This window comes from Achromobacter sp. JD-1 (genome assembly GCF_038594925.1).
GTDB lineage: Bacteria > Pseudomonadota > Gammaproteobacteria > Burkholderiales > Burkholderiaceae_B > Achromobacter > Achromobacter spanius_C.
Window position 1 is genome coordinate 21,116 of the sequence record NZ_JBCGCS010000023.1, and the last position, 12,987, is coordinate 34,102.

The 12,987-nt window shown below is 66.1% G+C and carries 12 protein-coding genes; 3 read left to right on the forward strand and 9 right to left on the reverse strand.

Annotated elements, in window-relative coordinates:
• Positions 1–12 precede the first annotated feature (12 nt).
• The 7 genes from WBR68_RS26075 to WBR68_RS26105 are packed head-to-tail and all read right to left on the reverse strand — an operon-like array spanning position 13 to position 7,786.
• Positions 13–765, reverse strand: coding sequence for a carboxymuconolactone decarboxylase family protein (locus WBR68_RS26075; RefSeq protein WP_050449242.1), 753 nt, complete (start codon positions 763–765; stop codon positions 13–15).
• Positions 753–1,937: an SDR family NAD(P)-dependent oxidoreductase gene (locus tag WBR68_RS26080; RefSeq protein WP_050449243.1), complete on the reverse strand. Its 1,185-nt coding sequence runs from the start codon at positions 1,935–1,937 to the stop codon at positions 753–755. Before WBR68_RS26080 ends, WBR68_RS26075 begins: the two co-directional genes overlap by 13 nt.
• Entirely contained in the window at positions 1,937–2,695 is a 759-nt protein-coding gene (locus WBR68_RS26085; protein ID WP_050449245.1) for an SDR family NAD(P)-dependent oxidoreductase, read from the reverse strand. Before WBR68_RS26085 ends, WBR68_RS26080 begins: the two co-directional genes overlap by 1 nt.
• A gap of 9 nt (positions 2,696–2,704) precedes the next feature.
• Complete coding sequence (locus tag WBR68_RS26090; RefSeq protein ID WP_230695665.1) at positions 2,705–3,649, reverse strand: acyl-CoA dehydrogenase family protein; 945 nt, start codon at positions 3,647–3,649, stop codon at positions 2,705–2,707.
• Positions 3,646–4,851 (reverse strand): acyl-CoA dehydrogenase family protein, encoded by a 1,206-nt coding sequence (locus WBR68_RS26095; protein WP_230695666.1) that lies wholly within the window; start codon positions 4,849–4,851, stop codon positions 3,646–3,648. Before WBR68_RS26095 ends, WBR68_RS26090 begins: the two co-directional genes overlap by 4 nt.
• The gene (locus WBR68_RS26100; protein ID WP_230695667.1) at positions 4,848–7,013 is read right to left on the reverse strand and encodes an acetate--CoA ligase family protein; all 2,166 of its coding nucleotides are present in this window, start codon (positions 7,011–7,013) and stop codon (positions 4,848–4,850) included. Before WBR68_RS26100 ends, WBR68_RS26095 begins: the two co-directional genes overlap by 4 nt.
• Before the next feature lie 2 nt (positions 7,014–7,015).
• Positions 7,016–7,786: an enoyl-CoA hydratase/isomerase family protein gene (locus tag WBR68_RS26105; protein WP_050449249.1), complete on the reverse strand. Its 771-nt coding sequence runs from the start codon at positions 7,784–7,786 to the stop codon at positions 7,016–7,018.
• 277 nt (positions 7,787–8,063) lie between these two features.
• Here WBR68_RS26105 and WBR68_RS26110 point away from each other — a divergent pair, with 277 nt between their 5' ends.
• Complete coding sequence (locus WBR68_RS26110; RefSeq protein WP_230695668.1) at positions 8,064–8,942, forward strand: SMP-30/gluconolactonase/LRE family protein; 879 nt, start codon at positions 8,064–8,066, stop codon at positions 8,940–8,942.
• Between the two features lie 13 nt (positions 8,943–8,955).
• Here WBR68_RS26110 and WBR68_RS26115 read toward each other — a convergent pair whose 3' ends face one another.
• A complete protein-coding gene (locus tag WBR68_RS26115; RefSeq protein ID WP_127186416.1) occupies positions 8,956–9,903 on the reverse strand; it encodes a LysR family transcriptional regulator in 948 nt (315 codons plus the stop codon).
• Between the two features lie 108 nt (positions 9,904–10,011).
• On the opposite strand from WBR68_RS26115, the gene WBR68_RS26120 reads away from it, so the two are divergent.
• Positions 10,012–11,076 (forward strand): LLM class flavin-dependent oxidoreductase, encoded by a 1,065-nt coding sequence (locus tag WBR68_RS26120; RefSeq protein WP_230695669.1) that lies wholly within the window; start codon positions 10,012–10,014, stop codon positions 11,074–11,076.
• Between the two features lie 12 nt (positions 11,077–11,088).
• Positions 11,089–11,886: a flavin reductase family protein gene (locus tag WBR68_RS26125; RefSeq protein ID WP_050449253.1), complete on the forward strand. Its 798-nt coding sequence runs from the start codon at positions 11,089–11,091 to the stop codon at positions 11,884–11,886.
• Positions 11,887–11,938: 52 nt separating this feature from the next.
• Here the strand turns inward: WBR68_RS26125 and WBR68_RS26130 are convergent, their stop codons facing one another.
• Positions 11,939–12,901, reverse strand: coding sequence for a tripartite tricarboxylate transporter substrate binding protein (locus tag WBR68_RS26130; protein ID WP_050449254.1), 963 nt, complete (start codon positions 12,899–12,901; stop codon positions 11,939–11,941).
• Positions 12,902–12,987: the final 86 nt, after the last annotated feature.

The following is a 12,987-nucleotide window of genomic DNA, read 5'->3' on the forward strand; positions in this document are numbered from 1 at the left end:
AGGCCTGACGGGTCAAGCAGGGCCGTCCGCTGGTGGCGCAACGCCACCCGTCATCTTTGCGTAAGCCGTTGCGCCCAATGACGCGCCATGCACGGCCAGATGCGCGCCCAACTGAATCACTTGCAGGATCTCGGCACGCGCGACGCCTTCGGCCAGCGCATGCGGGATCAGCGTCTGCAACGTTTGGCGGTCTGCCTGCGTGAAGCAGGCGTGCAGCGCGATGCGCACCAATAGCCGCTCGGCGGGTGTCAAGCCAGCGGCCGGCGCGCCGCCTTCAACAAAATCGAGCAGCACGGCCACGTAGCCAGGGTCTTGCGCCGCCAGTCGCAGCAGGCTTGGCGCTTGTTCGGGCCATCGCGCATGAATGCGGGCGCAAAGGGGTTCATCCGGGGGCAAGGTTGCGACCGGGGCGGCTTGATGCAGCACGTCGGCGGCTTGCAGCACGGCGCTCAGGCCTTGCACGGTGACCAGATGCAGCACGTCGAACACATCGGCTTCGCTGGCGCCGGCTTCACGCGCCATGCGCAGATGGGTCGCCAGACCGGGCTCGTACAGATGCGTGGCCGAGGCATCCAGCGCCACATAAACCAGTTCCACCATGCGGGGTGTCAACGGCCCGGTTCGCGCCGGATACCCCGCGTAGTCCGCGTAGTGCAACAGAAATGCGGGGTTGGCGCGCAGTAGCGCTTCGGTCCATGGCCGCCAATAGCCGCGTGCGGCGATGAAGCGCGATTTGATGGCGTCCAGGTCGTCTAGTGGGTGCATAGCGTTTGCCCGGTCAGGTATTGGGATTCGGCGCCGGCCACGAAGCGCAGCAGCGGCGATAGCGTGGGGTTCGGCGCCGCCGAGGCGATTTCGACGGCGTTGATGCGGCGTGCGCGCGGCCCCCATTCGCAGGCGAGCGTGGCGATCAGCATGCGCGCGGCGGCGTCGTCGCCCGCGTGTTCCCAATCGGTGTCAGCGGCGCGTGGCAAGAGCAGCGTCAGGCTGCCGGGCGCATCGCCCCCGCCATGGCGGCGGGCGGCGGCCAAGGTGGCGGCCAGACGCCCGCCGGGCGGGCTTGCCAACACGGTGGCGTCGAGTACCGCGCGGTAGCCGTCGCGTACCTCCGTGCCGGATAGCGCCGGCCAGTGGCCATGCACGGTCAAGGACAACGGCGTATCACAGGACGCTTGCGCGATGCTGCTGGGGGCATAGGCTTGGCTGCCGCCAAACACCGACGATCCGCCGTCTACGGACAAGCGGCCGCCCGAGACGAGTGCCGCGTGGTCGCTGGCCAGAAAGGCCAGGGCGCAGGCGATTTCCTCGGGGGCGGCCAATCGGCCCAATGGAATCTTGGCGACCGCGCGCACGGGGTCCAGTCGGCCGGATGCGATCAGTCCGTCGACCAGCTCTGTTTGCACGAATCCGGGACACAGCACGCTGACGCGACGTTCCGGGTGCGCCTGCGCCAAGGCTTGGGTTTGCGCGATCAGTCCGGCCTTGCTGGGGCTATATGCGCCGCGCAACGGAATCGCGCGCAGCCCCGCGCCCGAGGCCACATTGACGATGCGCGCATGCCGCGTCAGCCGTCCGTGCAGGGCGCGCAGCAGCCGTGCCGGCGCGTGCAGGTTCAGGTCCAGCAGCCGCTGCCAGTTGTCATCGGCTTGTTCGACGGCGGGCAGATTGCTGGCGTCCGTCATGCCCGCGTTGTTGATGATGGCGTCCAGCGGCGGCACGTCGTCGGCCAGCGCGTTGATCTGCTCGGGATCGGTCAGGTCCGCGACGCGGGCAAGATGATCACTGCCCGCGTGCTCTGACCGCAGCGCCGTCAGCAGCGCATCAAGCGCTTCCGCATTGCGGTCCACCAGCACGCAGCGCCGTCCCAGTCGTGCCAGCCGCCAGGCCGTGGCGCAGCCGATGCCGCTGGCCGCGCCCGTCAACAGCACCGTTTCCATCAGAGCGTGGTGAACGTGATGCCGCCGTCCACCACCAGCGCCTGCGCCGTGATGAAACGCGCTTCGTCGCTGGCCAGAAACGCAATGCCGCTGGCCACGTCTTCCACCGTGCCCAGCCGTCCCATCGGCGTGCTGGCGATGCGGCGCGCGTCACGTTCGGCGTTGCGGTTGCGCTGGGTGCCTTCGGTTGGCACGGCCGACGGGCAGACGGCGTTGACGCGGATGCCGCGCCCGCCCAGCTCGGCTGCGGCCGCGCGCGTGATGCCCAGCACGCCCGCCTTGATGCCCGAATACACCATCGAACTGGGCGCGGATTTCAGGGCGGCGGTGGACGCCACGTTGACGATGGCGCCGCCGCGTGCCGGGTCCATCGCCTCGGCGGCCGCCTGGATGCCCCAGATGACGGCTTTGAAGCCGATGTCCAGCATGCGGTCCATCGTGTCGGCCTGGATCTCTGCGGCGCTTTGGTAGCGCACCCATGCCGCGTTGTTGACCAGGATGTCAAAGCGCGAGCCATGTTCGGCGGCCTGGCGCACGGCCTGCCCGATGCCTACGCGCGAGGCCACGTTCTGCACCACCGCAAACGCCTTGCCGCCCGCGGCGGTGATGTCGGCGACGGCCGCGTCCACCAGTTCCTGTTTTAAATCGTTGATGCCGACGATGGCGCCGCGCGCGGCAAGCACGCGGGCCGTTGCGCGGCCGATGCCGGCGCCTGCGCCGGTGACGAGCGCGACGCGCCCAGCCAGATCTTGTTGCATGGTTTTTTCCTACACCGATTCAATGAAATCGCGGCCGACTGCGCGCGACAAACCGTTGAACGCCGCATCCAGCTTGCGCACCGCGCGCAGCGCGGGGTGCAAGGGCAGTTCCCAGGTAAAGCCCATGCCGCCGTGCAGGTGGATGGCTTTCTCGATGACGAAGGCGGCGTTGCTGATGGCGCCGGCCAACGCGGGCCGGGTGTCGCGCGGTGCGCCGAATTCGTCGGTGTGCATGGCGCGGCGGATGGCGGCGCTGGACACGTCCTGCACCAAGCGCATGCGGGCCAGCAAGTGGCGCACAGCCTGCTTGGCCGACAGCGGGCGGCCAAATTGCACGCGGGCGGCCAGGTAGGTGGCAGCGGCTTGCAGCGCCCCTTCAGCCGCGCCGTTGGCGAACTCGGCCAGCAGCAAGCGGGCGGCGCGTTGCAGCGCGGCCCATGCGCGCGCATCAAGCCGCGTCAACATCGGCGCGCCCTGCAAGGTCAGCCAGATCTGAGGATGCTCGGGGTCCAGCATGCGCTGTGTCTCCCGCGCCACGTCACGCGCATCCACCAGCGCCGCGCCGTCGCCATCGACCACCAACACCCAATCCGCGGGGCCGTGGTCCAAGCGGGCAAAGCCTTCCTGCAAGCTGCCTTGCCAGGCGATGCCGGCCAGCCGTTCGCCCGCCACCAGGGCAGCCGCGTGCGGCGTACCGGCCAGCGCGCGGGCCAGCAACATCTGTTCGGCCAGCGGCAGGGGCAGTTGCAGCCGGCCCGCCGCGTGCGCGATCGGCAAGGCGAATGCCAGGTCCAGGCCCAGGCCGCCGTCAGCTTCGTCCGCCAGCACGCCGCACAGACCGGCCTGCGCCAGCACGGCGGCCATCTCATGCGGATCGTGGCGCGACAGCGCATCAGTGATGGCCGCGTCGGCGGCTTGCGCAAACTCTTCGGGCCGCAGTTCTTCGCTGCTCATGTCAAATCCTTGGGTAGTTGCATGACGCGCTGCGCAATCACATCCAGCTGCACTTCGGTGGTGCCGGCATAGATGGTCTCGGCGCGCGCGAACAGGTACGCGTGGGTAAAGGCCTGCTGCGCGCGCCGCGCCAAGGGGCTGGAATGCGGCCCTACCTGTGACAGCAGCGATAGCGCCAGGCCGGCAAACGCCTGATGGCATTCAGACCAATACAGCTTGGTCAATGATCCCCGCGCGCCGATGGATTCACCGCGCAGCATGCGATCCACCGTCAGTTCCACCAACCCCTTCAAACCGTCGATCTCGGCAACAAGGTCACCGACGCGGCGTTGCACATAGCCATCGTCCAACGACAGCGCAAGGCGGGCGTCGGATTTGCACGCGGCGAGCAACTGACGCAGCTCGCATTCGAAGCGCCAGGGGCGGTACATGCGGTTGGTGGCGCGTTCGATCGACAGCACGCGGATGGCCGCGTTCCAGCCTTCGTCCGGTGCGCCCAGGCGCGCGCTGTCGGGCACGATCACATCGTCAAAAAAGACTTCGGCGAATGACTCCTTGCCGTCGATCGACTTGATCGGCACCACGCGGATGCCCGGCGTGTCCATCGGCACGGCGAACATCAGCAGCCCCCGGTGCTTGTCCGCCACGGTGCCGGTGCGCGTCAGCAGCAGGCAGTAATGCGCCTTGGCCGCGCCGCTGGTCCAGATTTTCTGACCGTTGATGCGCCAGGTTTCGCCTTCCTGCACGGCCTTCGTGCGCAGCCGCGCCAGGTCCGACCCGGCGTCCGGTTCGGAAAAGCCCTGGCACCAGAACTGCCGCATGGCCAGGATTTCCGGCAGGAAAGCCTGCTTCTGGACGTCGTTGCCAACGGCCATGATGATGGGGCCGGCCAGTTCCTTGCCGATGGAGCTGACGCTTTCCGGCATCGGCAGCGCGCCGATTTCCTTGTTCACCGCCAGATGCTCACGCAGCGTCAGACCGTGGCCGCCATAGGCCTTGGGCCAGGTCATGCCGGCCAGGCCGGCATGATGCATTGCCGCTTCCCAGTCGCTGCTTTCGGCCAGTGTGGCGGCGCGCCAGTTCAGGCTGTCCGCGCGCATGAAATCCGGTAGATGGGCGCGCAGCCAGGTGCGCGCGTGTTGCCGGTAGACCTCGGCGCCCGAAGCGGGGTCGGGAACGATCACCTGTTGTTCAGCGTTCATGCTTGTCCTTGCGGTGCGGGGGCGGCGCGTGGAATCATCAACGCGTCCAGCACCACCACGCCCTGGCCCTGGGGCCTTACCAGAATGGGGTTCATGTCGATGTCGGCAATGTCATCGCGATGGCGGAAGGCAAATTCCGACAGGCGGGCTACGCTGCGTGCCGCCGCCGCGATATCGGCCTTGGCCTGTCCGCGCGCGCCGTCCAGAATCGGAAACATTTTCAACGACCGGATCATCGCCAGCGCCTCGTCTTCAGTGACGGGGGCGGCCTGCACCGCCACGTCGTTCAGCACTTCGGCAAAGATGCCGCCCATGCCCACCATGACGATCGGCCCGAAGACCGGGTCTTGCGATACGCCCGCGATCATCTCCGTGCCGCCGCGCAGCAGGGGCGCCACCAGCACGCCGTCAATGCGGGCGCTGGGCGCGTGGCGCGCCACGTTGGCAAGAATGCGCGCGTGGGCCGCGCGCACGGCTTGCGCATCGGCCACGTCCAGCGCCACGCCGCCGGCCTCGGTTTTGTGCGCCACGTCCTCCGACGCGATCTTCAGCACGACGGGGTAGCCGATGGCGTCAGCGGCGCGCACGGCCGCGTCGGCATCCGTGGCGACCACTTCGCGCGGCACGTCGATGCCCGCGTCACCCAGCGCCTGCTTGGCGTGGAATTCATTCTTGAAGACGATGGGGTCAACGGCGCGAGCGGCCTGCGGCGCCGCCACAGTCTCCGCCTCGCCCTTCCCACGCAGCCGTCCCAGCCGTGCCAACCCCGCCAGGCCCGTCGCCGCGGCGTCGATGCTGCCGAACACGGGGATACCCAGCGCGTTGATCTGTTCGATGGCGTCCGCCGGCCCCTGGCTGATGATCATCAGCAGACGATCGGGGTGGCTCGCGCGTACCTGCGCCAGCGCTTCCAGGTAGATCCCGCGCAGCCGCGTGTTGTACAGCGACAGCGACATGAACAGCAGCAGCGAACTGTCCGACGGGTCTTCCAGCAACGCGGTCAGCATCTTTCCCAGGATGTCCGGCCGGCTCGACATCTGCGCCGACGCGTCGACCGGGTTGCCGGTGCTGGCGGTGGGCACGGCTTCATGGATGCGTTGCTGCGTCAGCGGCGCCAAGGCGGGCAGGGTCATGCCGGCCTCGCTCATGGCGTCGGCCATCATGATGCCAAAGCCACCCGACGCCGCCACCAACGTCACCGCGTCGTTGCGTGGCAGCCGGTTCGGCATCAGCATCGACGCCGCGTGGCCAATGTCGATCAGCGCTTCCACCGAGCGCACGCGCAGCACGCCGTGGCGGCGGAAGACGGCGTCGATGACGGCATCGGATCCGGTCAGCGCGCCGGTGTGCGAGGCGGCCGCCTGCTGGCCTTTTTCAGTGGAGCCGATCTTCAACACGATGACCGGCTTGCCGCGCTGGCGCGCCAGGCGCAGCGCGCTGATCAGCTTGGTGGCGTCGCGGCAGGTTTCCATGCAGCACAGGATGATGTGCGTGTCCGGGTCGTCGGCCAGCGCCGCGATGCCATCCGCCACGTCCACGTCCGCCTCGTTGCCGGTTGCGATGAAGCGGCTGACGCCCATGCCGCGCCGGGCCACGCTTTGCATGGTGTGGCTGCCCACGTTGCCCGACTGCGACACGATGCCCGCGTGCCCAACGGGTGGCATGTGTTCTTCCAATGCGATCGAGAACGAGCCGATCAGGCGGTCGGCCACATTGACCGCGCCCAGGCAGTTCGGCCCCAACACGCGCATGCCATGTTCGCGCGCAATGGCAACCAGCTCGGCTTGCAGCGCGGTGCCGGCAGGGCCTGCTTCCGTGAACCCCGCCGACAGCACGATGGCGGCCTTGGTGCCGCGCGCCGCGCAGTCACGCAAGGCGGCGGGCGTGGCGCTGGCGGGCACCGCCAGAATCGCCAGTTCGGGGGCGGTGGGCGTGTCGCGCACCGAGACGTAGGCGGGCAAGCCCTGGATGACGCCGCCCTTGGGGTTGATGGGATACACGGCGCCGGCATAGCCATGCTTGATCAGCATATGCACGGGCCGGCCGCCGATCTTGGTGACGTCGTCCGACGCGCCCACGATGGCGATGCTGCTTGCCTTGAAAAACGGCGTCAGCCCGGCGCCCGCGGGTTGCGGATTGTGCGCTTGTGCGGTCTGCGCCATGTTCAGCGCCCCTTGAATTGCGGCTGGCGCTTTTCCAGGAAGGCCATGCGCGCCTCGCGGGCATCTTCCGTCTTGGCCAGCGTCATCGTGAAGTCCTGCTCGAAGCGGTAGGCGTCGCGTTGCGGCATCAGGTCAACCATGTTGGCCGCGCGCTTGGCATACAGCACGGCCAGCGGCGCCTTGGATGCGATTTCATGCGCCAGCGCCAGCGCCGTCGGCAGCAACTGGTCAGGCGGCAACACGTCTTCCAGTACGTTGCGGCGCAACAGGTCATGCGCGCTGAGACGCTGGCCGGTGAAGAACATGCGGCGCAGGGTGGAGCGGCCCACCAGCGTGCGCAACATGGACGCGCCGCCCGCCAGGCCGACGTTGATCTCGGGCATGCCGAAGGTGGCGTTGTCCGATGCGTACATGATGTCGCACGCAGCCATCAGCCCCAGCCCCGCGCCCAGCGCCGCGCCATTGACGGCGGCAATCACTGGCTTGGCGCATTCCTTGATGGCGTTGCCGGTTTCGCGGGTGATGCGGTTGTGTTCCAGGAAGTCGCCGGCGATGTCGGCGTTGGGGCGGTCTTTCAAGTCCGCACCAGCGCAAAACACCTTGCCATGCCCGGTCAGCACCGCGCAGCGTATGTCGTCGCGTTCGGATATTTCGTCGAAGATGGCGACGATGCGGCGGCGCATGGCGCGATTCAGTGCGTTGACGGGCGGGCTGTTCAGCGTGACGAGCGCAACGCCTTCATTGACTTCCAGAGTGACGGTGGCCTCGCTCATGCGGTCACCTTGTTGGTCGGGAAAATGGCAAGGGCGCGCAGGGCGCCGGTGGCATGCTGCATGACGTGTCTCCTTGAGTCCGATGGACCGGTCCTGCTGCGTTTCAAGCGCTGGGCGGCCGGCTTTTTTTGGATTATATGGACGGGTATTGGGCAGGATTCAGGCCAAAAATGTTGGTTGTGTTCTGCATGAAAACGGCATATTCCCGTGCGCTTCAAGCCGATACCATGGCTTGGGAAATCGTCCGCCGGACGAGCAGAACAGAGGCGGTCGGCTTATGCAGATTGAGCGTATCGGCACGGTTCGCGCCGCGTTGGGCGAGTGCCCGGTGTGGGACGCGGTGGGCAATGCCTTGTGGATGCTGGACTGCCGCAGCGGGCAGTTGCTGAGGGTGGATCCGGACAGCGGCGCTACTCGTGAATGGACCTTACCCGCGCCGGTGGGTTCGTTCGCGCTGAATCGCGATGACGAAGTCATCGTGGCGCTGAAAGAGACCTTTGCGCTGGTCAGCCTGATCGATGGCACGCTGCGCACGCTGGCGCGCATCGACGACAGCCATCCGCATCTGCGCTTGAACGACGGCGCGCCGCTACCCGATGGCAGTTTTGTGGCCGGCACCATGCACATACACCGGCAAAATGGCGAAGCACCGCTGGGCGGCTTGTATCGCGTGGACACGCAGGGCAATGTCCACCGCATCGCGCAAGGCTTGGGCGTGGTGAACGGCCCGGTCATGCATCCGGACGGGCAGCATTTTCATGTGTGCGATAGCGCGCAGCGCAAGGTGTTTCGGTATCGCATGGATGAGGTGGGTTGCTTGTCATCCCCGGAAGTCTTCGTTGACACCGACGCGTTGAAGTCGGCCCCGGACGGCTGCTGCTTTGATCGCGATGGCGGCTTGTGGACCGCGCTGGTGCATGCGGCAGCCATCGCGCGCTTCGACGCGAACGGCAAGCTGGATCGCCGCATCGAGCTGCCGGCCGCGCATCCGGCGTCGCTCTGTTTTGGCGGCCCCGATCTGTCGGATATCTTTGTCACCACGATCAGCGACAGCGGCCGCCTGACGGCCTCGGGCTCGTTGGATGGTGCCTTGCTGCGCATTCGGGGTGCGGGCGCCGTGGGCGCGCCGCGCGGGCGGTGCCGCATTCGCCCCTGATCACTGCCCCTGATCAGGGGCTTTCAGCCGCGGCCATCTTGTTATACGCCGTGAACCGCAGCGCCGACCCCGACACGTGCGAGGCCACGAAGTCCAGGAACAGCCGGATCTTCACGGGGATCATCGCGGTGTCCAGAATGGTGGCGTACATGCCTTCTTCGAAGGTCGTATTCGTGACGTGGTAATCGGGGAATAGACGCACCAGCGTGCCGCGCGAAATATCGTTGTGCACGGTGTAGTCATCCAGAAGCGCAATGCCTTCGCCCAGCAGCGCCAGTTCCAGCAGCGCAACGCCGTTGTTGGTGACGTGGCGCGGCTTGATCAGCACTTCTTCGATGGCCTCTTCCTGCTTGAAGCGCCAGCAGGTTTGATCGCCCGGCAGCAGATAGGCCAGGCAATCGTGCTGCGCGATATCGGCAGGCAGCGCGGGTGCCGGGCGCTTGGCCAGATACGCGGGCGAGGCCACCAGGAAGCGTTCGCTCTTGAACAGGATGCGCCGCTTCAGGCCCGCTTCCACGGGCGGCGATATACGGAAATCGATGTCGAAGTTGTTGCGGCGCAGGTCGGCCTTGGCCTCGGTCAGCACCAGTTCAATATGGATGTCGGGATACTGTTGGCGGAAGGCGGCAACCAGCGGCGGCAGCACGCCCAGGCCGAACATCATGCGCGAATGCACTCGCAATATGCCCTTGGGCGCGGCGCGGATCTCGGTGATGTTGCGATGCGCCTCGTTGATGTTCCACAAGATGGATTCAAGCTGTTGCGCATATTCCTGGCCGGCTTCGGTCAGCACGACCTGGCGTGTCGAACGCAGCAGCAGCTTTACGTTCAACTCGTTTTCGAACTCGGTGATCATGCGGGATACCGACGTTGCAGACACCCCGAATTGCCGAGCGGTTTCAGAGAAACTCTCGGTCTTGGAGATCGATAGAAAGAGCTCCATCGCGCGCAGCCTGTCCATCATTCCTCCACTTTACGCAGCACAGAACGCCGCATTTTCTGTATTCATCCGATGACTGCCGGCCTCTAGAATTTCCTCAGAACGTCAAGCATTCAATGAGGAGACATTATGGAATTCGGCGTGTTCATTCTGGCGCAGCAGCGAGGTTACCACCAGTCCTCAAAGCAAGTCATCAACAACTCCATCGAACAAACCGTGGTGGCGGAGCAGGCCGGTTTCGACGCCGCCTGGTACGCCGAGCACCACTTCAACAACTACTCCTTGTCGCCGTCGCCACTGATGACGGTGGCGCATGCGGCGGCCAAAACGCACCGCATCCGTCTGGGCACGGCCGTGTGCATCTTGCCGCTGTACCACCCCGCGCGCTTCCTGGCCGAAGTGGGTTTTGTGGACACCGTGTCCAACGGCCGTCTGGACCTGGGCGTGGGCTCGGGCTATCAGGAATTCGAGTTCGAACGCTTTGGCGTGCAGATCGCCGATTCGGGCGCGATCTTCAATGAGTTTCTTGACGTCATCCCCAAGGGCCTCACGCAGAAGATCTTTGAACACGACGGCCAGTTCCTGAAGATTCCGCCCAGCTCGATCGCGGTGCGCTGCCTGCAAGACCCGATGCCGCCGCTATGGATCACGTCGGGCAACCCGGTGACATTGGGCCGTGGCGTGCGCGAAAACCATAACCTGTTCGTCACCGCGCTGCTCAAGGGCAACGACGCCATTGCCGAGCTGCGCGGCCGCCTGGAGAAAGTGGCCGAAGACAATGGCCGCGACCTGGACCGCGATGTGAAGTTCGGCTTCCTGCGCTGTGGCTACGCGTCGGACAACAAGGCCGAGATCGACGCGTACCTGGACTGCGCGCGCTTTCAGCGCCGCATTTCCGAAAGCCTGAAGTTCCGCCGCGCGCAAAGCGACGACGGCTACATGGTCAAGGAAGTGCCGTCGGAAAATGATCCCACGTTCGAGCAGCTGCGCAAGAACCTGCCGGTGGGCTCGGTCAATGAAGTCATCGACAAGATGCTCGAAGAGATCAGCATCCTGCGGCCCAAGCACATTGCCCTGCAGACGCAGTTGGGCGACTTCGACCAGAAGACGATGCTCAAGCAGATCGAACTGTGGGGCGACAAGATCATTCCGGCCATCCGCAAGGAAGTCGGCAGCGCCACGGCCGTTGCCTGAAAGGAGCGCAAGATGCAGATCTATCTGAGCAACGCAGGGGCGATCACGCTGCGCCATCCGTCGGACTTTCGGCGGCTGGACGTGCTGGCCGATCCGCAGCCGCGTGAACGGCTGGAACGCGCCATCGCGCGGGTGGGGCGGCGCGAGGACGAACGCCATGTGCGCCTGTCACCGTCCGTGCTGCGCTTCTTGTCGCAACACGCGGGCGACCCAAAGTGGGAGGCGGATTTTTCCGCCATGGTCGACTACGCGGCCACGCACGGGTGGGTCGATGAGCGCGGCGACATCCGCGCGCACATGGTGTTCAACGAGCATGACCAGGTGGTGTCGGTTGACGACTTCAAGGCGGCGATGCGCTCGTTGCCGGCCGGTATCAGCGCGGTGACGACGGGCGACGGCGAACAGGTGGCAGGAATGATCGTGTCCAGCCTGACGTCGATCTCGGCCGACCCGCCGATGGTGGGATTCTTCGTCCAGCAGACCTCGTCCGCGCGCGAGCCCTTGCTGCGTCATGGCCGCTTCGTGGCCAATGTGCTGGGCGAGGGGCACGAAGCCGTCATGCAGGCGTTCCTGAGTCAGCCGCAGGGCATGGCCCGGTTCGCGCACGGCGGCTGGGAGATGAACGGGCAGGGCACGCCGGTATTGCCGGACGCGCTGGCCAGTATCGAATGCGATATCGTGTGCACCGAAGCGCTGGGGACTCATGACCTGATCGTAGGCAAGATCCGCAAGACGACGTGCCGCGAGGCGCAGCCCGTAATCAATTTCCAATCCGCCACGCATCGGATCGCCCGGGCGCCGCTGCAGTAGGACGGGGGGGCTGCCCGTTAGCGCTGCCAGCAAACGGGCGGCTAGGCGTGGTTCAGTCCAGAACGATGTGGTTTTCCTGGATGACGCGGCCCCAATATTTGCGGTCGGCTTCCAGCTGGGCGTCCAAGGCTTGCGGGCCGCCCGCCTTCTCGGTCTGCCCGTTCGCGACCAGCAGTTTGCGGAAGCTCTCGGACTGAACCGTCTTGATGGCGGCGGCGGAATAGGCCTGGATAACGTCGGCGGGCGTGCCTTTGGGCGCATGCAGCGCGGTCCAATAGCTGGCTTTCAGTTGGGGGTAACCCAGTTCCGTCACCGACGGGACGCCGGGCAGGGCAGGGTCGCGCTGCTCGGTCGTCAGGGCAAGGATCTTCACCGCGCCCGCCTTTTGATGGTCGGCCAGGGCGATGGGCGTCATATAGGAAAGGTCATTGCGGCCGGTGATCAAGTCGATAAGACTGGTCGGCGTGCTCTTGTACGGTACGGCCATCAAGGGAATACCCAGCGTTTTGGACAGGATCAGCCCATAAAGATCCGTCACGCTGCCCGGCCCCAGCGAGCCATAGGTCAGCGCGCGGTTTTCCTTCTTGGCGTAAGCGACCAGGTCCGCAATGGAATTCACGCCCATCGTCGCGGGCACGGTGATGGTCAACGGGCCATCGAACATCATTGCCACGGACTCAAAACTGTCGAACCGGTACTGCAAGCTGGGGCGTAGCAGGATGTTCAGCGACACGGGACCCGAGCCGCCCATCAGCAGCGTGTGGCCGTCGGCGGGGGCGCGCGCAACCTGCGTGGCGCCGATGATGCCGTTGGCGCCCGGCTTGTTTTCCACGACGAACGGCACGCCCAACTGCGCGCTCATGCCTTCGGCCAGCACCCGGGCGAAGTTGTCATTGGGGCCGCCCGCGGCGTAGGGCACGATCAGGGTCACGGGCTTGGGCGCGGCGCGCAGCGGCCGGGCAAGCATCATGAGGGAGCCGGCCGCGATGAAGCCGCGGCGCGTGAGCTTGAACATTGTCTCTCTCCTTGTTCCCCGCCGCCCTGCGTGTCCGTGCCTTCTGCGGGCCGGCTTTGCGTCTTGTCATGGTGGCGGCTTGGGGA

Excerpts from the sequence above, each read along its gene's own strand:
- WBR68_RS26110 (WP_230695668.1), top strand. The coding sequence starts at position 8,064 with ATGCAGATTGAGCGTATCGGCACGGTTCGCGCCGCGTTGGGCGAGTGC.
- WBR68_RS26125 (WP_050449253.1), top strand. The coding sequence starts at position 11,089 with ATGCAGATCTATCTGAGCAACGCAGGGGCGATCACGCTGCGCCATCCG.
- WBR68_RS26095 (WP_230695666.1), bottom strand. The coding sequence starts at position 4,851 with ATGAACGCTGAACAACAGGTGATCGTTCCCGACCCCGCTTCGGGCGCC.
- WBR68_RS26075 (WP_050449242.1), bottom strand. The coding sequence starts at position 765 with ATGCACCCACTAGACGACCTGGACGCCATCAAATCGCGCTTCATCGCC.
- WBR68_RS26100 (WP_230695667.1), bottom strand. The coding sequence starts at position 7,013 with ATGGCGCAGACCGCACAAGCGCACAATCCGCAACCCGCGGGCGCCGGG.
- WBR68_RS26120 (WP_230695669.1), top strand. The coding sequence starts at position 10,012 with ATGGAATTCGGCGTGTTCATTCTGGCGCAGCAGCGAGGTTACCACCAG.
- WBR68_RS26080 (WP_050449243.1), bottom strand. The coding sequence starts at position 1,937 with ATGGAAACGGTGCTGTTGACGGGCGCGGCCAGCGGCATCGGCTGCGCC.
- WBR68_RS26085 (WP_050449245.1), bottom strand. The coding sequence starts at position 2,695 with ATGCAACAAGATCTGGCTGGGCGCGTCGCGCTCGTCACCGGCGCAGGC.
- WBR68_RS26105 (WP_050449249.1), bottom strand. The coding sequence starts at position 7,786 with ATGAGCGAGGCCACCGTCACTCTGGAAGTCAATGAAGGCGTTGCGCTC.
- WBR68_RS26090 (WP_230695665.1), bottom strand. The coding sequence starts at position 3,649 with ATGAGCAGCGAAGAACTGCGGCCCGAAGAGTTTGCGCAAGCCGCCGAC.
- WBR68_RS26115 (WP_127186416.1), bottom strand. The coding sequence starts at position 9,903 with ATGGACAGGCTGCGCGCGATGGAGCTCTTTCTATCGATCTCCAAGACC.
- WBR68_RS26130 (WP_050449254.1), bottom strand. The coding sequence starts at position 12,901 with ATGTTCAAGCTCACGCGCCGCGGCTTCATCGCGGCCGGCTCCCTCATG.